This is a genomic window from Bradyrhizobium sp. LHD-71, assembly GCF_031157255.1.
Lineage (GTDB): Bacteria > Pseudomonadota > Alphaproteobacteria > Rhizobiales > Xanthobacteraceae > P52-10.
On sequence record NZ_JAVIFX010000029.1, the window covers coordinates 1 to 21,484 of the forward strand.

At 62.7% G+C, this 21,484-nt stretch carries 20 protein-coding genes; 10 read left to right on the forward strand and 10 right to left on the reverse strand.

Annotated features, from left to right (window positions below):
* Together RCO31_RS26960 and RCO31_RS26965 are read right to left on the reverse strand one after the other, a co-directional pair.
* Positions 1-271 (reverse strand): GntR family transcriptional regulator (locus tag RCO31_RS26960; protein ID WP_308971451.1); only part of this gene is annotated, 271 nt, incomplete at its 3' end.
* 333 nt (positions 272-604) lie between these two features.
* Positions 605-1,582 carry a magnesium transporter CorA family protein gene (locus tag RCO31_RS26965; protein WP_308971452.1) on the reverse strand — a complete coding sequence of 326 codons (978 nt, stop codon included), beginning with the start codon at positions 1,580-1,582 and terminating at the stop codon, positions 605-607.
* Positions 1,583-1,969: 387 nt separating this feature from the next.
* Between RCO31_RS26965 and RCO31_RS26970 the strand changes: the two genes are divergently transcribed.
* The gene (locus RCO31_RS26970; RefSeq protein ID WP_308971453.1) at positions 1,970-2,662 is read left to right on the forward strand and encodes a L,D-transpeptidase; all 693 of its coding nucleotides are present in this window, start codon (positions 1,970-1,972) and stop codon (positions 2,660-2,662) included.
* A gap of 13 nt (positions 2,663-2,675) precedes the next feature.
* On the opposite strand, the gene RCO31_RS26975 is transcribed toward RCO31_RS26970, so the two are convergent.
* On the reverse strand, positions 2,676-3,611 hold the full coding sequence (locus RCO31_RS26975; protein ID WP_374991536.1) for an extensin family protein: 936 nt from the start codon (positions 3,609-3,611) through the stop codon (positions 2,676-2,678).
* A gap of 203 nt (positions 3,612-3,814) precedes the next feature.
* Between RCO31_RS26975 and RCO31_RS26980 the strand changes: the two genes are divergently transcribed.
* Together RCO31_RS26980 and RCO31_RS26985 are read left to right on the forward strand one after the other, a co-directional pair.
* On the forward strand, positions 3,815-5,443 hold the full coding sequence (locus RCO31_RS26980; protein ID WP_308971454.1) for a fatty-acid--CoA ligase: 1,629 nt from the start codon (positions 3,815-3,817) through the stop codon (positions 5,441-5,443).
* Positions 5,444-5,797: 354 nt separating this feature from the next.
* Complete coding sequence (locus RCO31_RS26985; RefSeq protein WP_308971455.1) at positions 5,798-6,652, forward strand: DUF1499 domain-containing protein; 855 nt, start codon at positions 5,798-5,800, stop codon at positions 6,650-6,652.
* On the opposite strand, the gene RCO31_RS26990 is transcribed toward RCO31_RS26985, so the two are convergent.
* From RCO31_RS26990 to ribB, 3 genes are all read right to left on the reverse strand, one after another.
* A complete protein-coding gene (locus RCO31_RS26990; protein ID WP_308971456.1) occupies positions 6,625-7,551 on the reverse strand; it encodes an MBL fold metallo-hydrolase in 927 nt (308 codons plus the stop codon). The two genes, RCO31_RS26985 and RCO31_RS26990, sit on opposite strands and share 28 nt — an antisense overlap.
* A 175-nt stretch (positions 7,552-7,726) precedes the next feature.
* The gene (locus RCO31_RS26995) at positions 7,727-8,947 is read right to left on the reverse strand and encodes an acyl-CoA dehydrogenase (RefSeq protein WP_308971457.1); all 1,221 of its coding nucleotides are present in this window, start codon (positions 8,945-8,947) and stop codon (positions 7,727-7,729) included.
* Between the two features lie 120 nt (positions 8,948-9,067).
* Positions 9,068-10,153 carry a 3,4-dihydroxy-2-butanone-4-phosphate synthase gene (ribB, locus tag RCO31_RS27000; protein ID WP_308971458.1) on the reverse strand — a complete coding sequence of 362 codons (1,086 nt, stop codon included), beginning with the start codon at positions 10,151-10,153 and terminating at the stop codon, positions 9,068-9,070.
* Between the two features lie 142 nt (positions 10,154-10,295).
* Here ribB and RCO31_RS27005 point away from each other — a divergent pair, with 142 nt between their 5' ends.
* The 3 genes from RCO31_RS27005 to RCO31_RS27015 are packed head-to-tail and all read left to right on the forward strand — an operon-like array spanning position 10,296 to position 13,352.
* Positions 10,296-11,330, forward strand: coding sequence for a tripartite tricarboxylate transporter substrate binding protein (locus tag RCO31_RS27005; RefSeq protein WP_308971459.1), 1,035 nt, complete (start codon positions 10,296-10,298; stop codon positions 11,328-11,330).
* Positions 11,331-11,819: a tripartite tricarboxylate transporter TctB family protein gene (locus RCO31_RS27010; protein WP_308971460.1), complete on the forward strand. Its 489-nt coding sequence runs from the start codon at positions 11,331-11,333 to the stop codon at positions 11,817-11,819.
* Between the two features lie 15 nt (positions 11,820-11,834).
* The gene (locus tag RCO31_RS27015; RefSeq protein ID WP_308971461.1) at positions 11,835-13,352 is read left to right on the forward strand and encodes a tripartite tricarboxylate transporter permease; all 1,518 of its coding nucleotides are present in this window, start codon (positions 11,835-11,837) and stop codon (positions 13,350-13,352) included.
* A 13-nt stretch (positions 13,353-13,365) separates the two neighbouring features.
* Here the strand turns inward: RCO31_RS27015 and RCO31_RS27020 are convergent, their stop codons facing one another.
* Both RCO31_RS27020 and RCO31_RS27025 read right to left on the reverse strand, forming a co-directional pair.
* Positions 13,366-13,773: a hypothetical protein gene (locus RCO31_RS27020; RefSeq protein ID WP_308971462.1), complete on the reverse strand. Its 408-nt coding sequence runs from the start codon at positions 13,771-13,773 to the stop codon at positions 13,366-13,368.
* Positions 13,774-14,127: 354 nt separating this feature from the next.
* Positions 14,128-14,514, reverse strand: a complete 387-nt coding sequence (locus RCO31_RS27025; protein ID WP_374991537.1) for a DUF1236 domain-containing protein — start codon at positions 14,512-14,514, stop codon at positions 14,128-14,130.
* Positions 14,515-14,695: 181 nt separating this feature from the next.
* On the opposite strand from RCO31_RS27025, the gene RCO31_RS27030 reads away from it, so the two are divergent.
* Positions 14,696-14,905 (forward strand): hypothetical protein, encoded by a 210-nt coding sequence (locus RCO31_RS27030; protein WP_308971463.1) that lies wholly within the window; start codon positions 14,696-14,698, stop codon positions 14,903-14,905.
* Between the two features lie 120 nt (positions 14,906-15,025).
* On the opposite strand, the gene RCO31_RS27035 is transcribed toward RCO31_RS27030, so the two are convergent.
* Both RCO31_RS27035 and RCO31_RS27040 read right to left on the reverse strand, forming a co-directional pair.
* Entirely contained in the window at positions 15,026-15,403 is a 378-nt protein-coding gene (locus tag RCO31_RS27035; protein ID WP_308971464.1) for a PRC-barrel domain-containing protein, read from the reverse strand.
* A 154-nt stretch (positions 15,404-15,557) separates the two neighbouring features.
* On the reverse strand, positions 15,558-16,106 hold the full coding sequence (locus tag RCO31_RS27040; protein ID WP_308971465.1) for a PRC-barrel domain-containing protein: 549 nt from the start codon (positions 16,104-16,106) through the stop codon (positions 15,558-15,560).
* Between the two features lie 208 nt (positions 16,107-16,314).
* Here RCO31_RS27040 and RCO31_RS27045 point away from each other — a divergent pair, with 208 nt between their 5' ends.
* From RCO31_RS27045 to RCO31_RS27055, 3 genes are all read left to right on the forward strand, one after another.
* Positions 16,315-17,979 carry a hydantoinase B/oxoprolinase family protein gene (locus tag RCO31_RS27045; RefSeq protein WP_308971466.1) on the forward strand — a complete coding sequence of 555 codons (1,665 nt, stop codon included), beginning with the start codon at positions 16,315-16,317 and terminating at the stop codon, positions 17,977-17,979.
* Complete coding sequence (locus RCO31_RS27050; RefSeq protein WP_308971467.1) at positions 17,979-20,030, forward strand: hydantoinase/oxoprolinase family protein; 2,052 nt, start codon at positions 17,979-17,981, stop codon at positions 20,028-20,030. The genes RCO31_RS27045 and RCO31_RS27050 overlap by 1 nt, the downstream gene beginning before the upstream one ends.
* Positions 20,031-20,218: 188 nt before the next feature.
* Complete coding sequence (locus tag RCO31_RS27055) at positions 20,219-21,427, forward strand: LLM class flavin-dependent oxidoreductase (protein WP_308971468.1); 1,209 nt, start codon at positions 20,219-20,221, stop codon at positions 21,425-21,427.
* Positions 21,428-21,484 lie beyond the last annotated feature (57 nt).

Sequence of the window (21,484 nt, forward strand, 5' to 3'; positions counted from 1 at the left end):
CGCGCACGCGTTCAACAAGGCCTTCAGTAGCAAGTTCATCGAGGGCGCGCTTCGCGGTGATGCGGCTGACGTTGAACGCTTCCGTCAGTTCGAATTCGCTCGGAAGCACCGAACCGCCCGGGTAGGTGCCGCTAGCGATACGGTCCCGCAGGATGACATAAAGCCGATGGTAGAGCGGCATCGGCGACCGGTCGGACAAAGCCGGCGCCGATGCCAGATCAACCGGTGCTTCCGGCCCCGAAAATTTGGCGATTGGTCCCGATCGGCTCATGAGATCCTAGGCTATCACCCCAAAAGACAGCTTGCTATAGCTTTATATCAACTCCGACAGGATCGTTGACGAACGGATGCCCGCGCGACGTCATCGAGGATGCATCGCGATCGATGTCCGCAGCATGAGGCCGGTCGCAACTTCGCTTGGATTGTCGGGTGGATGGCTGGATGCTTCGACGGATCAACGGCGGTCGCCACATCACGGCACGGCCGACAACGACTTTCGTTCCGATCCATGGAAGCTGCGCTTTCAAGCTCGGATACTATTTCCGCACTTGATCAAGGCTCGCAGAAATTTCCGAAAACGAGCTGAGCTGAAGCGCTCGGCGCGTTATAACCACTTCTTCCACCTGAAGAATACATACGGCAGGACTCCGGCGAGCCCCATCAAGGCAATCGCCAGCGGATAGCCCAAATGCCAATCGAGCTCCGGCATGAACTTGAAGTTCATACCATAGATCGAAGCGATCAGCGTCGGCGGCATCAACACCACCGCCATCACCGAGAACAGCTTGATGATGTTGTTCTGCTCGAGGTTGACGACACCAAGCATCGCGTCGAGCACGAAGGTGGTCTTGTTCGACAGATAGGAGGCGTGGTCGGTCAGCGAGACCACGTCGCGCTGCATGGTCTTGAGCTGCTCGCGCATGTCCTTCGACCATTTTACGCCTTCAATTTCAGCGGCGACGAAGGTCACCAGGCGGCCGATCGAAACCAGGCTTTCGCGGACCTTCGACGTCAAGTCGCCCTTGCGGCCGATGCTGATCAGGATGCTGGAATACTGCTTCGCCTGGCCGTTGCGCGTCTGCTCCGGCTCGAAGATCGCGCGGCTGACGCTGTCGATCTCCGCGCCAGCGCGTTCGAGGATGTCGGCGCAGCGGTCGATCACCGCGTCGAGCAATTCCATCAACACCATCTCGCCATTGATGCCGGGCGAGCAGTTGCGCGCGAGCTTATGTTCGATGAGCGCAAACGGCCTCGGGTTATCGTAGCGGACGGTGACGAGTCGATGGCCGGAGAGGATGAAGGTCACCGGCGTGGTGCGCGGCGCATCACTGTCGGCGGCGCACATCAAGGTTGCGGTCATGTAGCGCGCCCCGCGTTCGACATAAAGCCGCGAGGAAATCTCGATCTCCTGCATCTCTTCGCGGGTCGGAATCTCAATGCCGACCAGCTTCTCGACGAGCTTGTCCTCGGGCTGCTGCGGGTTGATCAGGTCGATCCAAACGGCCTCCTGCGGCAGCGGCTCGCCGGGAGCCGGCTCGACCATCTTCAGCGTGTTGTTGGCGGGAACAAAAACCGAGAGCATTGGCGTACCTGGCTTGCGCTTGTGAGGATCGTTGGAGCGGCGCAGGGCGGGATGGGCAGTCCGGCATCCGTGCCTCGCGCTGGGGATTCGGACAAGGGCGCGCGGTTCAGGCCACTTCGCCACAATTTAGACATCTTTCAATTGCGCCTGCCTGTGGAAATGGCGTGGTTAACGGCTGCTTAAAGCCTCTCCGTTACATTGAGTGCGTACACCGAGAGTGTGAAGCAAAAATGCCACATCCGGCATGCTGCGAAGCGACATGAACGCTGAGAAGCTGGAAAAAGGGCAATTGCTTGAGGTAACTACATCCAGTCGGAATCGGGCAGTAAGGCCTGCCGGCCTTCGGTTTTGGGACACCCGAAGGATAGTTGAGGGGTAAAAATTCGAATGTCGTCCTCACGTTCTTCACTTGTCGCCCGTCTGGCGGTGGTCGCGGCTGCTGCGCTTATGCTGGCTGCGTGCCAGACAGCGACGTACGAGGCTGCATCTGACGCCAACCTGAAACCGCGCGACAGGGAACTGCTTGCCAAGGCGCGCTACGCCAATGCCCAAATTCCGCAGCCGTATCGCCGCGCAATCGTCAACTATCATCGCAAGGAAACCCCCGGAACGATCGTTATCGATTCCGATAACCACTACCTTTATCTCGTGCAGGACAACGGCAAGGCTCTGAGGTACGGAGTTACTGTCGGCGAAGAGGCTCTGGCATTCTCGGGCATCGCCAAGGTCGGCAACATGCAGGAATGGCCGCGGTGGATTCCCACGGCCGACATTCACCGGCGCATCGAAGGTCTGCCGAAGCAGGTGGAAGGCGGTCCGGACAACCCACTTGGCGCGCGCGCGCTGTATCTCTATCAGGGCGGCAAAGACACGCTGTTCCGCATCCACGGCACCAACCAACCGGAGTATATCGGCGAGTCGATCTCCTCCGGCTGCATCCGGATGACCAATGAGGATGTGATCGATCTCTACACGCGCGTAAAGATCGGCACTATCGTCGTGGTGCTCGATCGCAAGGCAGGCGATTCACCGGTCAATCCGCGGGTGGCGTTGCAAGGCATCGGCACCTCAACATACTGAGGCAGCAGACAGTCTAACGAAAGGCGCCGGACCTTCCGGCGCCTTTTTTGTTGGCCCTCCTCCTCTGCGGCGCGGGCTCCTGTTTCGGCTGCTCTGTCCCTGCGGCCTTCTCCGGCGCCTCTTGCTGCCCGCCCTTCTCTTCCGCCACCGCACGCGGCGGCGCGTCATCGGGCCGCACCGCCGGCAGCAGTGGCGCGACCTTCGGCAGCGAATCCCAGATCTCCCACTGACAGATGCGATAGCCGTTGCGCCGCTCGGCAAGATCGAGATGGATGTGGTCCTCGTGGTACCAGTCCGACCCCGGGCCAAGGACCGTCGTGAAGCGCGCGCACACCGACGCGAGAAGCTTCTGACGCAGTTCGCGCGGCGCGTCACGATCCGTGAACGACAGGAACCGGCCGGATGCAAACTTGACACCCCGCACGTCCAGCGCATTTGCGCGGCCATGCTCGGACAGGCGCGCGCCCGCGACGCGGTTACGCCCGCGGCAGTCGAAAGAGTCGAAGTTGTCGAGCTCGCTGATCGACGACCCTGCCTCGGCCGCAATCGCCGCGACATCGCTGCGCACCCATTCGGCAATCGCGGCGGCCATCGGGCAGCGCAGGGTCGCCGCCGGCTTCAACGGCACGCGGCTCTTGTCCGGCAGCACCACGGCCTCGAGCCGTACGATATCGTCGCCGCCGCAGGCGCCCGGACCGGTGATCGGCGGCAGCGTCGGTGCGATTGCAATATCTTCGGTCAACGCGAGACGGCAGGCGGACGGCTGCGGTGCGGCCTTTTCTTCCGCCTGCTTGTCAGCCTCGCCTGCGCTCTCCGCCTTCGGTGCTTCGATCGGCCGCGGCTTAGGTAGCGGCACACGCGCTGCAGCAGGTGCCGTGTCGGCGCAAAAAAGCAGCAGCATGGCGGCAGAATAGGCCCCAAGCATAAGTTTCAAGTTCAAGTGAGACACGCGCCCTGCCCGCCCATTCCGCTGCATCCAGATCAACGCCACCCAGGCCTGGAAGGCGATTGCATCCCTCGCATGGTTGGCCTTTATTCCAAAGAGGGAACCAAAACGGGTTTGCGGCGTATTTGGGCCGCGCTAAATAGGGCCAGGAACCGGCACGCAAAGCAGGCCGGATGGGACGAAGGACGCTGAAGGAGAAGCAGAGTATGCGCGGTTTGATGCAGGATTGGCCGTTGCTGTGCAATCGGATGATCGATCACGCAGCAGCCATCCACGGCGAGCGGGAAGTGGTCACGCGGTCGGTCGAAGGGCCGATCCACCGCACGAACTACAGAGAGATCCGCGCCCGCGCGCTGAAGGTCGCACAGCGGCTGGAACGCGACGGCATCAAGCTCGGCGATCGCGTTGCCACGCTCGGCTGGAATACCTGGCGACATCTTGAATCCTGGTACGGCATCATGGGAATCGGCGCCATCTGCCACACCGTGAATCCGCGGCTGTTTCCCGACCAGATCGCCTGGATCATCAACCACGCCGAAGACCGCATCGTCATGGTTGACCTCACTTTCGTGCCGCTGCTCGAAGCGCTTGCGGCGAAGCTGCCGACGGTTGAGCGCTACATCATCTATACCGACAAGGCGCACATGCCGGAGACGAAGCTGAAGAACGCCGTCTCTTATGAGGAATGGATCGGCACAGTCGACGGCGACTTCGCGTGGAAAATCTTCGACGAGAACACGGCGGCCGCGATGTGCTATACCTCCGGCACGACTGGCGATCCGAAGGGCGTGCTGTACTCGCACCGTTCCAATGTGCTGCACGCGCTGATGGCCAATAACGGCGACGCTCTCGGCACGAAGTCCAAGGACACGATGCTGCCGGTGGTGCCGCTGTTCCACGCCAACAGCTGGGGCATCGCCTTCTCCGCACCTTCGATGGGCACCAAGCTGGTGCTGCCGGGCCCCAAGCTCGACGGCGCCTCGGTGTACGAGCTGCTCTCCACTGAAAAGGTCACTAACACCGCCGGTGTCCCGACGGTGTGGCTGATGCTGCTGCAGTACATGGACGCCAACAAGCTCACCCTGCCCGATCTGAAGGTGGTGGTATGCGGCGGCTCGGCAATGCCGCGCTCGATGATCAAGGCCTTTGACGACATGGGCGTCGAGGTCCGCCACGCCTGGGGCATGACGGAGATGTCACCGCTCGGCACCGTCGGCGCGCTGCAGCCGCAATACGCAAATCTAAAGGGCGAGCCCAAGGTCGACGTCATGGCCATGCAAGGCTTTCCGCCGTTCATGGTCGAGATGAAGATTACCGACGACGCCAACAAGGATCTGCCGTGGGACGGCACGACCTTCGGACGGCTGAAGGTTCGCGGACCCGCGGTGACTGGCGCCTATTACCGCCTCAACGAGAAGGTCCTCGACGATAACGGCTTCTTCGATACAGGCGACGTGGCCACCATCGACAAATATGGCTACCTGCGTATCACTGACCGCTCGAAGGACGTGATCAAGTCCGGTGGCGAGTGGATCTCGTCGATCGATCTCGAGAACCTCGCAGTCGGCCATCCGAAGGTCGCAGAGGCTGCGGTGATCGGCGTCGCCCACCCGAAATGGGATGAGCGCCCGCTTCTGATCGTCCAGCTCAAGCAGGGACAGACCGCCACGCGCGAGGAAATCTTGAAGTTCATGGAAGGCAGGATCGCCAAGTGGTGGATGCCCGACGACGTGCAATTCGTCGATGAAATTCCCCACACCGCGACCGGCAAGATCAAGAAGACCGACCTGCGGGTGAAATTCAAGGACTACGCGCTGCCGACCGCGGCGGCGTGAGGCGGGCGCGCGTGCAGCGCGGATGAAATCCGGGAATCCTTGCCGGGGATCGGCCCGGATTTCATCCGAAACGCATTCTGGGAATAAATCCGTCATCCCGAAGTGCCTGGCGTAGCTCCCGAGAAGTGTGGCCGGGCGACGGATGAGACGACCACACAACGCCGGCCCCCGGGCCTCGGCGTTCGAGACGGCGCGCCTCCGCGCACCCCAGGATGAGGGATTTGTTCACGGGATGGCCGTACCGTGCCTGCGATCATGCTCCACGGCCGTTTGCCCGGGGGTCATGTCCGCCTTGTATTCTTTTTGAACCCGTGTTTCACACGGCCGATCAAGAGCAGAAGGCCAATCAGCGAGATGGCGCGCAGGTTTTCCGCGGCGTATCAATCGGAGCCGTTTTCAGCGCTCGCGACCTGGGCGAGGCGTCTGGCTGTGTTCTCGCTCGTGGCCTCGATCGTCTCGATCATCATCATCCGTTTCGGCTTTCTCGAATTCAAGCCGGCGCTTGCGACGTTCTTCGGCGCGCTGGCGGTCGCACTCTTGTCGATCCTCGTCTCGCTGGCAGCGTTTGCCGCGATCTGGCAGAACGGTTCCCGCGGCATGGGCCGCATCCTCGTGGCGCTGCTGCTTGACGTCGCGATCCTCGCCTATCCACTTTACCTGGCGTTCGAATACCGACGCCTGCCGCCGATCTACGACATCACCACGGATCCGATCGACCCGCCGCGATTCGAGGCCCTGGCGCGGCTGCGCGCGGGCGATGGCGCAAACCCTGCAGCCTATGCCGGCCTCTATTCGGCGGCGCAGCAGCGCGCGGCCTACCCGGACCTCGAACCGGCTACAGTCGAGGTACCGCCGCAGAAGGCCTATGACACCGTGCTGAGGCTGATCAACAGGCGCAAATGGCTGGTGGTCGATGCCCGCCCGCCTGCCCCGCCCCGCCGCGAAGGCAAGATCGAGGCAATCGCCCGCACCCCGATCATGGGTTTTCGCGAGGATATCGCCGTCCGCATCCTGCCGGACGGGCCCGGCGCGCGCATCGATATGCGCTCGTCTTCACGCTATTTCGACCACGATCTCGGCAGCAACGCCGCGCGGGTCGCCAAGCTGATCGAGGACATCAACGAAGCGACCGACAACGCCAAGCCTGTGCCGAAACAGCCGACGACACCGGCGAAAGGCGCTCAGGCCAAGGGCGCGACCAAGCGGTAGGTGCCCTCGATCGACGGCTGGCCGTCGGTGGCAACGATCTTGCGCGCCACCAGATCCTCCAGGTGAGCGAACACCGAGCGCCCCGCCGCTGTGACGAGCCGCGGATCGATGCCGATGTAGCTCGCGCGCACAATGGTAGGGATATCGCACGGGCCTTTGGCGAGACGGTGCAGGATCGAGTCCTCGCGCGCCTTGCGGTGCCGCTGCAGAAAGCGGACGTAGCGCTTCGCATCGGGCACCTGCGGGCCATGGCCGCAGAAATAGAGATCCTCGTCGCGATGCAGGAGCTTCTCCAGCGAGGCCATGTAATCGATCATCGAACCGTCCGGCGGCGAAACGATCGACGTCGACCAACCCATCACGTGATCGCCGGAGAACAGCACCTTCTTTTCGCGCCAGGCGAATGCCATGTGGTTTGACGCGTGCCCGGGCGTGGCCACGGCCTGCATCGACCAGCCGTCACCCTCGATCACTTCACCGTCGGCAAGCTTGACGTCCGGCACAAACGTCATGTCGCCGCCGGCCTCGCTCGTGCGCTTCTCGCCGTCGACCACGAAGCGCGAGACCAGCGGATTGCCGTCGGCATAAACCGTGGCGCCCGTGGCGGCTTTGATGCGCGGCGTGTTCGGCGAATGGTCGATATGGGTATGAGTGACGAAAATATGCGTGACCGTCTCGCCGCGGACTGCATCGAGAACGGCCTGTGCGTGCGCGGCATCGTCCGGTCCCGGATCGATGATCGCCACCTTGCCGCGACCGACGATGTAGCAAAGGGTGCCGGTGAAGCTGAACGGGCTGGGATTGTCGCAGAGAATCCGCCTCAGGCCCGGCATGACCTCCTCAACCACACCCGGCTTCAGCGGAAAGTCCTTGTTGAAGCCTACGTCCTCATCGCTCATGGCGTTGTCCTTCGAGTGAACAATCTCTTCGTGCTCCCTCTCCCCGCTCGGGGAGAGGGCTGGGGTGAGGGGCTGATGACTCTCCTCGCCCGTTGGCATCTGTGGAGGGACCTGTACCCCTCACCCGCCCGGCGTCGCCGCGCGACCTCTCCCCGCAAGCGGGGAAAGGTAAAGATTAAGCGAAGGCCTGGATACCCGTAATGGCGCGGCCGAGGATCAACGCGTGCACGTCGTGCGTGCCTTCATAGGTGTTGACCGTCTCCAGGTTCGCGGCGTGCCGCATCACGTGATATTCGATCTGGATACCGTTGCCGCCGTGCATGTCGCGCGCGGTGCGGGCGATGTCGAGCGCCTTGCCGCAGTTATTGCGCTTCATGATCGAAATCATTTCCGGCGCCATCTTGCCGTCGTCGAACAGCCGGCCGAGGCGCAGCGCACCCTGCAGACCGAGCGCGATTTCGGTCTCCATATCGGCAAGCTTCTTTTGCACCAGTTGCGTGGCCGCGAGCGGCCGGTTGAACTGCTTGCGGTCGAGCGTGTACTGACGCGCGCGGTGCATGCAGTCTTCGGCGGCGCCCATCACACCCCAGGCGATGCCGTACCGGGCGCGGTTGAGGCAACCGAACGGACCGCGGAGGCCGGAGACGTTCGGCAGCAGCGCACTCTCGGGCACCACGACTCCGTCGAGCACGATTTCACCGGTGATCGAAGCGCGCAACGAGAGCTTGCCGCCGACCTTCGGCGCGCTGAGACCCTTCATGCCCTTCTCAAGGATGAAACCGCGGATCTGGTTGTCGTGCGCTGCCGACTTCGCCCAGACGACGAACACGTCGGCGATCGGCGCGTTGGAGATCCACATCTTCGAACCGGTCAGGCGGTAACCGTCCGAAACCTTTTCTGCGCGGGTCTTCATGCCGCCCGGATCGGAACCGGCGTCCGGCTCGGTGAGGCCGAAGCAGCCGACCCACTCGCCGGTTGCAAGCTTCGGCAGATATTTCTTGCGCTGGTTCTCGTCGCCATACGCATAGATCGGATACATCACCAGCGACGACTGCACGCTGTTCATCGAACGATAGCCGGAATCGACGCGCTCGATCTCGCGCGCGATCAGGCCGTAGGCGACGTAGCTCGCATTGGCGCAGCCGTATTCCTCCGGCAACGTCACGCCGATCAAGCCCAGCGCACCCATCTCGTTGAAGATCTCGCGGTCGGTCTTCTCGTTGAGGTAGGCGTCGATCACCCGCGGCAGCAGCTTCTCCTGCGCGTATGCGCGGGCGGTGTCGCGGATCATGCGCTCGTCTTCAGTGAGCTGATCGTCGAGCAACAGTGCGTCATCCCACTTGAACTTCGCCTCGGCATCCTTGTGCGAGTGAGCCTTCTTGGGTTGCACGCTCATGGAGGTTCCTTCTTGTTTCGGCGCCCGCCGGCAGATCGGCAAAGATCACAGCGGGCCGGGTCGGGGGCAAGTTAAAAGGTTGACCGCCGCTTGCAAAGCAGCCGCGACGGCAAACGGGGATCAATTCGGTTCGAACTTGAACGGCTCAGTAGCGACGATCTCGATCCCGAAGCCGTTGAGTCCCTTGAAATCGACGGCGCTCGAGGTGAGATGGCGGATCGACGTGACGCCCAGATCGCGCAGGATCTGCGCGCCGACACCGACCTCGCGCCATTGCTGGTTGCGTGCGGCCTCCGCGGAATTCGGCTCGCCGAGCGGCGCGACCGGCACGCCGGCAGCGCCGTCGCGCAGGTAGATCAGCACGCCGCTGCCGTTCGTCTGAAAATATTCCAGAGCAGCACGTACGCGGCTCACGCCGGTGAACAGATCACGCACCAGATTGGGCTTGTGGAAGCGCGTCAGCACGTTCTTGCCGTCGCCGATCCCCTTGTAGACGTAGGCGACGTGGTAGATGTCGTCGAACGGCGTGCAATAGGCGTAGCCTTGCAGCGGCCCAATCGGGCTTTCAACCGTAAACGTCGACACGCGCTCGACCAGCTTCTCGCGGGCCTGCCGGTAGGCAATCAGGTCGGCGATCGTCACGAGCTTCAGGTTGTGCTTCTTGGCAAAGGCGCTGACCTGCGCGCCCTTCATCACTGAGCCGTCGTCGTTCATGAGTTCAGAGATGACACCGACCGGCGGCAGGTTCGAAAGCCGGCACAAGTCGACCGCGGCCTCCGTATGGCCGGAGCGAAGCAGCACGCCGCCGTCGCGCGCAATCAGCGGGAAGATATGGCCGGGACGCGCGAAATCGTTGGCGCCGACATTCGGATTGGCGAGCGCCCGGCAGCAGGCGGTGCGTTCCTCGGCCGAAATGCCGGTCGTACCGCCAGGTTTGTAGTCGATCGAAATAGTAAATGCGGTTGTATGCGCGGAATCGTTGTGGGCGACCATCGGATCGAGCCGCAGGCGGCGCGCATCTTCAGAGGTAATGGGCGCGCAAACGATACCGGAGGTGTGGCGGATGATGAAAGCCATCTTCTCCGGCGTGCAGAGCGCGGCTGCGACAATGAGGTCGCCCTCGCCTTCGCGATCGTCATCATCGGTGACGACAACCATCTCGCCTTCGGCGAACGCCTTCAGAACTTCGGGGATAGGATGGGCCATAGCTCGCTCGGTTGGTCGGGGCTGGAACCTTTAGACCGTCCGGCGGTCCGTTACTAGCTAGGTTACGCAGAGCAGAACGGCTATTCCGGCGGACGGCTTCAGAACCTTTATTCCGCTGTGCAGAAGCAGTTGACGCGGCCCGATGTCAATCGCAATGGTCGCGCGCAAGAGCAAGAAACGCTGGAGAGCGCATATGGGTCTGGCCTTCAATCGACGCAACGTCCTGCTTGCCGTAGCTGGCATCGCCGCACTTGGCGCGGCCGGACCGACGCAGGCTCAGGAATGGCCGAACCGCGACATCACCTTCATCGTGCCCTATGCTCCGGGCGGCTCGACCGATCCGATCAGCCGGAAGTTTTGCGAAATCCTCGAGAAGGAACTGAAGGTCAAGCTCATTGTCGAGAACAAGCCGGGCGCGTCCGCCACCATCGGCACCGGAGCCGTGGTCCGCGCCGCGCCGGACGGCTACACCATCGGCCTCGGTTCGAACTCGTCGCTCGCCTACCAGCCGCTGGAGATGAAGGGCCTCGCCTGGAAGGACACCGATGGCTACCAGTCGATCGTCAAGCTGGCCGACCTGCCGTCGATTCTCGGCGTCCCTGCCGACAGCAGATTCAAGACCTTCGACGACTTCATCGCGGAAGCGCGCAAGAACCCGGGCAAGCTGAAGGTGTCCGTTTCGGGCTTGCGCACAACGCCCGATCTGGCCATGCAACATTTCAACAAACAGTCGGGCCTGCGTGTGACCACCGTGCCGTTTACCGGCGGTGGTGGTGAGGCGCTGCTCGCGGCGTTGGGTGGCCGGGTCGATGGTTCGGTCGGCTTCGGTGCGACCATGAAGGGCCAGGTCGATGCCGGCAAGCTGCGCGTCATCGCAACCTTCAGCAACGACAAATACTTCCTGTTCCCGGACGCCAAGCCGACCGGCGAGACCCCGTGGAAGTCCGCCGTTCGCACCGCCTACTATGTGATCGCGCCCAAGGGCATTCCACAGCCGATCCTCGACAAGCTGTTCGCCGCTTCGAAGAAGGTGCTCGAAGGCGAAGACTTCAAAGCCTTTGCCGTCGCCAACGGCTACACCATGGACCCCAAGTTCGGCGACGACATGAAAAAGGAACTGATGGACTATGAAAGGCAGTTCAAGGAAGTGAACGACTTTCTTGAAAGCGCGAAATAGATGAGCAGCCACACCTGTTCAGTCGCCACCGGGCGACGCATTGCGGCCGTTGCAGGTCTCGTCCTTAGCGCCGCCTATACATTCTACGCCTGGCGCGAACTGGATTTTGGGCGATGGCACCGGCCAGGCGCGGCGATCTTTCCGATCGCCGTCGGTATCATCCTGGCGGTCGCTTCCATCGCCATTCTGCTCGAGCGCAGGAACACGTCGAACGAGGTTCACGGCGCCACGTTCACGTTGCCGGCCGGCGCTGATCTGCGACGGTTGGTGTTTGTGCTCGGCGCGTTCGCGATCTACTTCGTGGCCATGGAGTACATCGGTCACCTGATCGCCTCGGCTCTGTTCCTGTTCGTGGCGATGGCAATTCTCTCGGACAAATCAAAGCTCCGCCTTGCGCTATACGCAGTCGTCATCGCCGGTTCATTCGAACTGTTCTTTGTCCGCTTCCTTCAGGTGCAGATGCCCTACGGCCTGACGCGGCTATTCTGAGGTCGACGCTTCCCCATGACTGCTTTCGAGGGATTGTTCTACGGGCTTGGCGTCGCGATGACACCGGCCAACCTGCTCGCCGCCTTCGCCGGAGCATTTGCCGGGACGGCGATCGGTGTGCTGCCCGGACTGGGGCCTGTTGCCGGCGTGGCTCTGATCCTGCCTCTGACATTCTCTCTCGATCCGACGGCCGGGCTCATCATGATGGCGGGGATCTTCTACGGGTCGATGTATGGCGGCTCGACCACAGCGATCCTTCTGAATATTCCCGGCGAGTCCGCCTCAGTCGTCACCGCCATCGACGGCTACAAGCTTGCGCGCAGGGGGCGCGCCGGCGCGACACTGACGATCGTCGCCGTCGGCTCATTCGTCGGCGGCACGTTGGCCGTAATCGGCGTCATGCTGTTTTCGGCGGCATTGGCCAAGGTGGCGATCCTGTTTGGACCTGCCGACTTCTTCGCGCTGACCTTCGGCGGCCTGATGGTTATGGCCCGCATTTCCGGAGGCACGCTCGCCTCCTCGCTGCTGCCAATGGCGGTCGGACTTGCGCTCGGCACGATCGGCCAGGAGGCGGTGACCGGCGAAACCCGTTACACGTTCGGTATCCTGCATCTGGTAGAAGGCGTCTCGCTCGTGCCAATCGTCGTCGGCCTCTATGGGCTCGCCGAGCTCATGCTGCTGATCGAGGACAAGGCGCATGCCGCAGCCCGCCCGCAAAGCGTGAAGATGCGCGAACTGTTGCCGACCCGCACGGAGTGGAAGCGCGCAGTGCCCTCATGGCTGCGCGGCACTGGTCTCGGTTTCCTGTTCGGCCTGGTGCCGGGGCCGGCAGCGACCCTCTCCTCGTTCGCCTCCTACCGGCTGGAGAAAGCAGTCTCCAAACACGCCGACGAAATCGGCAGCGGCGCGATCGAAGGCGTCGCTGGCCCTGAAGCGGCCAACAACTCAGCGGCAACGGCGTCGCTCGTGCCGCTGCTCGCGCTCGGCATTCCGTTCACACCGATCGCCGCGCTGATGATCTCGGCAATGCTGGTGCAGGGCGTGCAACCGGGACCGCTTCTGATCACCGAGAAGCCCGAGATCTTCTGGGGCCTGATCGCCTCGGTTTATATCGGCAACGTCATGCTGCTTGCCTTGAACATTCCGATGATCGGCGTGTGGGTCAGCCTCCTGCGGATTCCGCTTTACCTGTTTCTGCCGATCCTGCTGGTGCTATCCGTCATCGGCGCCTACAGCGTCCGCAACAGCATCTTCGACGTCTGGGTGCTGCTCGGGGCCGGCCTGCTCGGCTATGCCTTCAACAAGCTGCGCTTCCAGCTTGCACCGCTGGTTGTCGGCCTGATCCTCGGCCCGAATATCGAGAAGCACTTTCGCGAGACGCTGTTTCTCAGCCAGGGCGACCTGTGGGCCTTCGTCGATACGCCGATTGCGATCACCGTGTGGATTCTGGTCGCGGGCATCCTTGCGGTCGGATACTTCGCGCGCCGGCGCACATCCGTGGCCACCGCCATGGCGCAGGAAAGCAGCCTCTAGATCGTACGGCCGCCTAACCGAGCACGGGCTCGATATCCTCGCCGAGGTCATCATCGTCGAGATCGTCAACAGGGCGAGCAAACGTCGCGAGCGGCGCGGTGGAAAGCGTGACCTTGCGCCGGCTGCTCGCTTCAATCGCGACGGGCTTGCGCGCCGCCTGCTGCGCCTGGGCATAGATCGTCGAACCCAAGGTCCCGCCCCACTCCGTCAGGTCTCGCAATTCGCAGGTTGATGCGATCGCCAGTGCAAGGTCCTGCATATGGCTGCGGCGATAGCAGAACAGCGCCAGCATGGCGCGAGTCTCAGGCGGCACGGACCGGGCGAGCTCCTGAAGCCCTTGCGGACTTGCGCGGTAAAGGCTTCCGAGCAGTTCGTCTTCCACAGGGCAGTCGTCTTTGGCGAAAGCATCTCGGCTGGACATCTGGCAATTTCTCCCCCGACGGCTACCGCAAGATTGCTGAGTGATTTCTTAAGAATGGATTAACCAGCCGTTCGAGATTGTTAACGCGAAAACCGCAAATTTCAGGAAAGCCGCGCGTCCTTCCTTACTTGATCTGGTCGCGTCGCTTGGCCGCCCCACGAGATGTGGAGCACGACGGACACGATTTGAACCGAAGTCGCTGATTCGGGCGTGCTTCGTTCACATCTCGTTCAAAGTGTTAACGTGCCGGCTGCGGCAGCGTGCGAGGCGTCGCAATAAGGGACGGGAAAAAGATCGGCCCAACAAAATGGCCCCGCCAAAGGCGGGGCCATTTTCGTCGAGCAAAGATAGCCGCTACTGAAGGATGTGGACGATCCGGCGCGAGCGAGGCTCGACGATCACGCGCTGATCATTCACCACCGCGTAGCGGTAATCCGGATACTCCCGCACCGAGCGCAGTCGGACGCTCGATGGCAAGCGCTCGCCGACCACGATGCGCTCACGGACGGTGACCGACGGTGCGTTCGCGCGCTCAACCGACATGATCAGTGCATTCGGAATCTCAACCGCTGCACCGACCGCCGCGCCGACTGTACCGCCGACGATTGCGCCCACCGGACCGCCGATCTGGCCGCCAGTCGCTGCACCGCTTGCCGCGCCCTGCCCTGTCGTCGACTGGGCGTTTGCAATGATGGGGGTGGCCGCGACTGCGGCGACCGCCAAGACAAACTTGATGTTCATCATGTTCCTCCCGGTTGATTGTTCAACATCTCTAAAACCGGTTACGGGACTTCACGTTCCCCGATTGGATGGGAGGCCTTCCAGATGCACACGCGCATGCATGCCACGAATGCGCCAGCGCGGTGCCAACGCCCGCTCAAGTCTGCCAAAGCATTCATCAACAAGACCAAAAGAGGACGTCATGCCGCTTCACGATCGTCAGGCACAGTTCGACAGGCTGAAGCCGCGACTGCATCAGGTTGAATTCGAGCACCTCAAATCGCGGCTCGATACGGCGCAGCTTGAGCTGACCATCGCAGCGCTGCGCCAGACGCTGCCCGAAACCAAGGCCAGCGAAGCAGAGGCAACCCTGCGCCGCATGTTCGCGCGTGCCAAACGCTGGGAGGCGTAACCGCGCGCGGCGCAGCTGTAGCCCGCATGAGCAGAGCGATATGCGGGAAACGGCATCAGCCGGCAGTGAGAGCGTCCCCGCATATCGCTGCGCTCATGCAGGCTACAAACTGCGATAACGTCAGAAGCCCCAGTACGGCGGCACGTTGTAATAGTTGTACAGCTTTGCCTCATCGATCCGATCGCCGAAGTCGAACTCGGTATTCTGCTCCGAGGACGGAGCCTTGCGCAGAACGTCGTCGGCGATGTCGAGCTCATAGGCGTCGAGTTCGACGTTGTAGTTCAGCAGCGACCAGGGAATCGGCAGATGCTTGTGGCCGATGCCCAGGAATCCACCGAAGCTCAGGACGGCGTAGGCAACCTTGCCTGAGATCTTGTCGATCATCAGCCGCTCAATGGAGCCGATCTTGTCACCCTTCGGACGGCGAACGGCCGTCCCTTCCACTCGGTCGCTGGCGATCAGCGTGTGCTTCTTTCGGACGATTGTGTCGCTCGTCATGAATGCCTCCCTTGAATTTATTGCATGGGAGAACGCACGGCGCCGCAGGCAAGTTCCCACGCCTCGCACACGTTCATGGGTTTGCAGTCGACAAGCAAAGGCCGCAGCCAGGCGACAAGCACGGCTGCGGCCTCTTGCTGAACGTGTGGACGCGTTAATTCGCGTATTTGAACTGCGGCAGAGCCTTGAGCTGCTCCCTGGTCATGCTCAGCTTGGCATGATCAGGATTGATGCTCGGCTTCGACGCGCTCGTCGTACCGGTCGTGCCGGTTGTACCCGTCGTGCCGACCGAGCCGCCCGCACCGCCACCCGGCGACGTACCCGAACTTGAGGTCGTACGCATCGGCTCATTGACGAACTTCAACTGGTCGAAGTCCACGGCGATGTCACTCTCGCCGATCCCCAGGAAGCCGCCGACGCCGATCACCGCCTTGCTGATCTTACCGCTGGAATCCGTCAACAGATCGTTGATCGAGCCGAGACGTTCGTTGGCATCGTTGTACACATAGAGGCCGATGACCTTCGACGTACGCCACTCATTCGCGCTCTGCGTCTGCGTCGGTGCCGAACTATCCGCCCGAGGCATCGATGAAGACTGCCCCGTCGGAGCGGACTCCTTGGGCGGAGCAGGCGCCTGAGCGAAAGCGGTGGTGGAGACGAGTGCAGCCGCCGCCAATCCAACCGCAAATTTCTTTGCGAACATGTCTATCCTCCACTGCATGTTGTACCCTTTGAACGCGCGACGTATGACGATGTTCCGGCTCGAACATCGCTGCGAAGATGTCACGTTTGAGCAAGCGGCGGTCCGCGTTCGCACAGTTTTGCAACTATCCGCGCAGTTCCAGCGATTGGCATTCGTCACGTTTGCTGTCATTTTGGGAACTTGAAGGAACCGCCGCAGCGAACCACACATGTCAAGCCAAGTTGATCCGATCACACGCGCCGTCGTCCAACATCGTCTCAGCGCCATCGTTGCCGAGATGGGTGAAGCGATGCTGCGCACGTCCTATTCGCAGATTCTCAACTCGAGCCGCGACTTTTCGCTGGCGATCTGTGACACGCAGGCCCGGCTGATTGCCCAAGCCGATCATATCCCGGTGCATGTCGGCGCGCTGCCGTGGGCGACGCGCGCGGTCGAGGAGCGCATTCACGACGTGCAGCCGGGCGACGTGATCCTGATGAACGACCCTTATCACGGCGGCAGCCATCTGCCGGACGTGACGGCGTTCGTGCCGGTGTTCGATGCCGGCAAACGGCTATTCTGGACCATCGTGCGTGCACATCAAAGCGACATCGGCGGCGCGACCCACGGCGCTTACAATCCGATGGCAACAGAGATCTATCAGGAAGGTCTGCGCATCCCGCCAATGAAGCTCTACGAAGCCGGGCGACTGCGCGAAGACGTGCTCGATATGATCGCATTGAATATCCGCAACCCGCGCGACTTTCGCGGCGACCTTGCGGCCATGGTCGGCGCCGCCCATCTCGGCGAGCGCAGGCTGTCGAAGCTTTTCACTGAACTCGACGCGGCCACTGTCACCCAGGCGATCGAAGACATCCTCGATGCCTCCGAACGGCAGACGCGCGCGATCGTCTCCTCCTGGAAGGACGGTGTGTTTCACGGCGAGGCCCTGCTCGATGACGACGGGCATGGCCGCAACGATATCCGCATCGTCGCGCGAGTGACGAAGCGCGGCAGCGACATCGAGGTCGATCTCACCGGCTCCGATCCGCAGACCACCAGCTTCGTCAACTCGTCGCATGCCAACATGCAGGCAGCGGTCGCTATGGCGTTCGCCTACCTGATCGATCCCGACATTCCGAAAAATTCCGGCGCCCTGCGGCCGCTGAAGGTCGCAGCGAAGCAAGGCACGATCGTCTGGGCGGATCCCGGCCTGCCGGTGACGCTATGCACCAGCCATCCGTCCAACGAAATCGTCGAAGCCATCATCAAGGCGATGTCGGGCTCGTGCCCGGGCCGCGTCATGGGCGGCTGGGGGCGGCGCTTCCGCATTGCCATCCAGGGAGAGAACCCGCGCACCGGCCGCGGCTTCATCTGGCACATGTTTCACGCACGACCCGGCGGCGGAGCATCGGCAGGCGGCGACGGATGGTCGTCGATCGGCGAATGGCACACCGTCGGCGGCATCAAGTTCGGCAGCGTGGAGATCGCCGAGGTACGTTTCCCGTTGCATTTCGCACGGCATGAGTTTCGCACCGATTCCGGCGGCAAAGGTGAACATCGCGGGGGGCTTGGCGTCGACCTCGATCTGGTGGTCGAGACCGCAAAGCCGGCACGCGCGAACACTGCCGGCGATGGCGCGCGCCATGGCGCGTGCGGCATACTCGGCGGCGAGGACGGCCTGCCGCACGATTACCGGCTGATCTCACACGGCAAGGCGGAGCGTGTCCTGAAGACCAAGGAGGTCGGCATCGCCATCTCGCCGGGTGACGTGCTGCAGGTGCGCTCGGGCGGCGGAGGTGGCTGGGGCGACCACGCACGGCGCAGCGCGGAAGCACAGGCCCGCGATCTCGAGCAGGGCCTCGTCTCGTCGACAGCATCGGAGACCGACTAGTGGCGTCCTTTACAATCGGCATCGATGTCGGCGGCACGTTCACCGATCTCGTCGTCATCGACGGCCACGGCGAAACCACGTTCGCGAAATCGCCGTCTACCCCTCAGGACCAATCGATCGGCGTGCTCGCCGGCCTCGACGAGCTGGCACGCAGGCTCAAGCTGTCGCGCACCGAAATGCTTGAACGAACGCAGCGCATCGTTCATGGCGCCACCGTTGCGACCAACGCCCTGCTCGAGCGCAAGGGCGCCAAGGTGGCGCTGCTGACCACTGAAGGGCATCGTGACGTGCTGGAGATGCGCGAGGGCCTGAAAGATAATCGCTACGACCTCCGCTCACCGCCGCCTGAACCGCTGGTGCCGCGTCAGCTGCGGCTTGCCGTACGTGAGCGGCTGCGTGCCGACGGCTCGGTGATGACCCCGCTCGACGATACCTCGCTCGATGCCGCGATCGCGACGATCAGGCAATCGGGCGCCACCTCCGTCGCGATCTGCTTTCTGCATGCCTATCGCAATCCGGCACACGAGCGCGCGGCGGAACAGCGGCTGCGCCGGGCACTGCCCGATATCTTCATCTCGCGCTCCAGCGACGTGCTGCCGCAGATCAAGGAATTCGAGCGCGTCTCGACGACGGTCGTGAATGCCTATGTCGGGCCGGCAGTGCATCGCTATTTGACCAGCCTCGAGCGCCGCTTGAGCGAAACGGGCTTCGCGGGCAGCCTGTTCGTCATCCTCTCGCACGGCGGCATGGCGCCGGTGGAGGAAGCTGCACGGCTCGCGGCGGCAACCGTGCTGTCAGGACCGGCGGGCGGCGTCGCCGGCGCGCGTCGTTCCGCGGCATTGCTCGGCGTTCCCAATCTTATTCCCTTCGACATGGGCGGCACCTCGACCGACATCTCGCTGATCGCCGGCGGTGAGGCACAGCTTTCCGCGGAGCGCGGTCTCGCGGGTGAACGCATCGCCCTGCGCAGCCTCGACATCGCCAGTATCGGCGCCGGCGGCGGATCGATCGCTCGTGTCGACACGGCAGGCGCGTTTCAGGTCGGCCCGGAAAGCGCAGGTGCTGTCCCCGGCCCGGCCTGCTACGGCAACGGCGGCACGCTCGCGACCGTTACCGATGCCAATCTGCTGCTCGGCTATCTCGACGCCGAGAACTTTCTCGGCGGCAAACGCAAGCTCGATCACGCCGCGAGCGAACGTGCGGTCGATCGTGTCGCGGGCGCACTGAAGCTGTCGCGCGACGACACCGCCGCCGGCATCTTCCGACTGATCAACATGAAGATGGCGGACGGCATCCGCCTGATGACGCTGCGTCGGGGCGTTGATCCGAGGCGCTTTACGTTGCTGAGCTTTGGCGGTGCTGCCGGGTTGCACGCGGTTGAGGTCGCACGTGAGCTCGAAATCCCGCGCGTGATCGTGCCGACCGTCGCCTCGGTCCTGTCGGCCTGGGGCATGCTCGCGACCGACTTGCGTTACGAGGCCAGTCGCACCCACATCGGCGAGCGTGTGACGATGGACGACGCAGCCATGCGGACGATCTTCGGTGACCTCGAAAGTCACGCGACCGCACGACTTCGCGCGTGGTTCGATGGCCCCGTCCGCATCGAGCGCTCGGCGGAGATGCGCTACGGCGAGCAGATCTTCGAGATCGATGTGCCGCTTGATGTCCTGGACTGGAATGCGCCCGATCTGGTGGCGCGTATTCACGACGAATTCCACCGGCGGCACGAAGAGCTCTACACCTACGCCTCGCGCGACCAAGAGGTGGTTTTCGTCAATGCGCGTGCCGCGGCGGTCGGGGCCGTTGGCTCCACCGCAACGGCCCTGACCGAGGTGCCGGACGCGGCCAAGGCAAATGCCAAAGGGATGCGGCGGGCCTGGTTTGGCGGCTGGCGTGAGACCCCGGTCTTCGACATTGCGGCTCTGCCGCCTGGCGCCGCGGTCACGGGGCCTGCGATCCTCGAGGCGGAGACCACCACCGTCGTCGTCAACGTCGGCGACCAGATGCGCGTCAACGGCCTCGGCTGGCTGGACATCGAGCTGGCGAAGTAGCGGGCGTTATCGTCATCACTTGCGCCCCTCGCCGCAGCGGCGACGGCGGTATGTGCAGTGCGTCAATTCGCTTTTTGCGCAAGCCTACTCCAACGACGCATGGGACTGCGGCCGCTGTCGCGTAGACCGTTGTGTGGCGCCCGCTAGAATGAAGCGACAATTAAAAGCGCCACCGGAGGGAAACAGCGATGAAGTTTGGAATTTTCTATGAATTGCAATTGCCGAAGCCGTGGGGGCCGAACGACGAACTGAACCTTTATCAGAACGCCCTTGATCAGGTCGAACTCGCCGACAAGCTCGGTTACGACTACGCCTGGGAAGTCGAGCATCACTTCCTCGACGAATACTCCCACTCGCCGCAACCCGAAGTGTTCCTGGCCGCCGCCAGCCAGCGCACCAAGAATATCCGGATGGGCCACGGCATCATTCAGCTCACCACCAATCATCCGGCGCGCGTGGCTGAAAAGATCGCCTGCCTGGATCTCGTCTCCAAGGGCCGCGTCGAGTTCGGCATGGGCGAATCCGGCAGTGTGCAGGAACTGGCGCCGTTCGGCGTCGACATGGCGGAGAAACGCGCGATCTGGGAAGATGCTGTCAAATGCATCATCCCGATGATGTCGAAGGAAGGCTGGCAGTATGACGGCCCATATTTCAAATTTCCGCTACGCAACGTCACGCCGAAGCCGATCCAGCAACCGCACCCGCCGCTGTGGGTCGCCTGCTCTCAGCTTGAGACTATCGAGATGGCGGGCCGGCGCGGCATCGGCGCGCTCGGCTTCCAGTTCCTCACCTCGGAAATGGCGCACGCCTGGGTGCACGCCTATTACAATGCCTTCGTGAAGCGGCAGGAACGGCTCTGCGACTATCAGTCCAACTGCAACATCGCGATGGTGTCCTACTTCATGTGCGCCGAAACTGACGAGGAGGCGCGACGACGGGCCGACGGCATCACTTTCTTCCAGTTCGCACTCGCGTACTACTCCGGCTCGCGCAATCGCGAACGCGCCGCGCCCGGCACGGTCAGCATGTGGGAGGAGTACAACAAGTGGAAGCAGGCCAATCCGGAAGCCCATCAGAAGGCACTGCGCGGCGGCCTGATCGGCTCACCGGAGACGATCCGCAACAAGCTGAAGAAGTTCCAGACCTCGCGGGTCGACAGCATCATCCTGCTCAACCAGGCCGGCAAGAACAAGCACGAGCATATCTGCGAATCGCTCGAACTGTTTGCCAAGGAGGTGATGCCGGAATTCCACGCGCAGGAACCGGAGCATCAGGCCTGGAAGCAAAAGGTGCTGAACCGCGAGATCGAACTCGAGGAAATCGACACGACGCCCCACAAGGATCGCGCCGGTGTCGGCAAAGGTGTCACCATCGACCGGCTCGTGGCGAACGGCTGAGGGGTTGTCGCTCGCCGAGAGCAGGGTTATCGCGTTTGGGATAGGCAGCCACGCACT

Bases quoted from the DNA above. Each gene is read 5' to 3' on its own strand.
- RCO31_RS27035 (WP_308971464.1), bottom strand. From the start codon at position 15,403: ATGACGAGCGACACAATCGTCCGAAAGAAGCACACGCTGATCGCCAGC.
- RCO31_RS27005 (WP_308971459.1), top strand. From the start codon at position 10,296: ATGTCAATCGCAATGGTCGCGCGCAAGAGCAAGAAACGCTGGAGAGCG.
- RCO31_RS26995 (WP_308971457.1), bottom strand. From the start codon at position 8,947: ATGAGCGTGCAACCCAAGAAGGCTCACTCGCACAAGGATGCCGAGGCG.
- RCO31_RS27040 (WP_308971465.1), bottom strand. From the start codon at position 16,106: ATGTTCGCAAAGAAATTTGCGGTTGGATTGGCGGCGGCTGCACTCGTC.
- RCO31_RS26980 (WP_308971454.1), top strand. From the start codon at position 3,815: ATGCGCGGTTTGATGCAGGATTGGCCGTTGCTGTGCAATCGGATGATC.
- RCO31_RS26985 (WP_308971455.1), top strand. From the start codon at position 5,798: ATGGCGCGCAGGTTTTCCGCGGCGTATCAATCGGAGCCGTTTTCAGCG.
- RCO31_RS26990 (WP_308971456.1), bottom strand. From the start codon at position 7,551: ATGAGCGATGAGGACGTAGGCTTCAACAAGGACTTTCCGCTGAAGCCG.
- RCO31_RS26965 (WP_308971452.1), bottom strand. From the start codon at position 1,582: ATGCTCTCGGTTTTTGTTCCCGCCAACAACACGCTGAAGATGGTCGAG.
- RCO31_RS27045 (WP_308971466.1), top strand. From the start codon at position 16,315: ATGTCAAGCCAAGTTGATCCGATCACACGCGCCGTCGTCCAACATCGT.
- RCO31_RS27020 (WP_308971462.1), bottom strand. From the start codon at position 13,773: ATGTCCAGCCGAGATGCTTTCGCCAAAGACGACTGCCCTGTGGAAGAC.
- RCO31_RS27055 (WP_308971468.1), top strand. From the start codon at position 20,219: ATGAAGTTTGGAATTTTCTATGAATTGCAATTGCCGAAGCCGTGGGGG.
- RCO31_RS27025 (WP_374991537.1), bottom strand. From the start codon at position 14,514: ATGAACATCAAGTTTGTCTTGGCGGTCGCCGCAGTCGCGGCCACCCCC.
- ribB (WP_308971458.1), bottom strand. From the start codon at position 10,153: ATGGCCCATCCTATCCCCGAAGTTCTGAAGGCGTTCGCCGAAGGCGAG.
- RCO31_RS27015 (WP_308971461.1), top strand. From the start codon at position 11,835: ATGACTGCTTTCGAGGGATTGTTCTACGGGCTTGGCGTCGCGATGACA.
- RCO31_RS26970 (WP_308971453.1), top strand. From the start codon at position 1,970: ATGTCGTCCTCACGTTCTTCACTTGTCGCCCGTCTGGCGGTGGTCGCG.
- RCO31_RS27030 (WP_308971463.1), top strand. From the start codon at position 14,696: ATGCCGCTTCACGATCGTCAGGCACAGTTCGACAGGCTGAAGCCGCGA.
- RCO31_RS27010 (WP_308971460.1), top strand. From the start codon at position 11,331: ATGAGCAGCCACACCTGTTCAGTCGCCACCGGGCGACGCATTGCGGCC.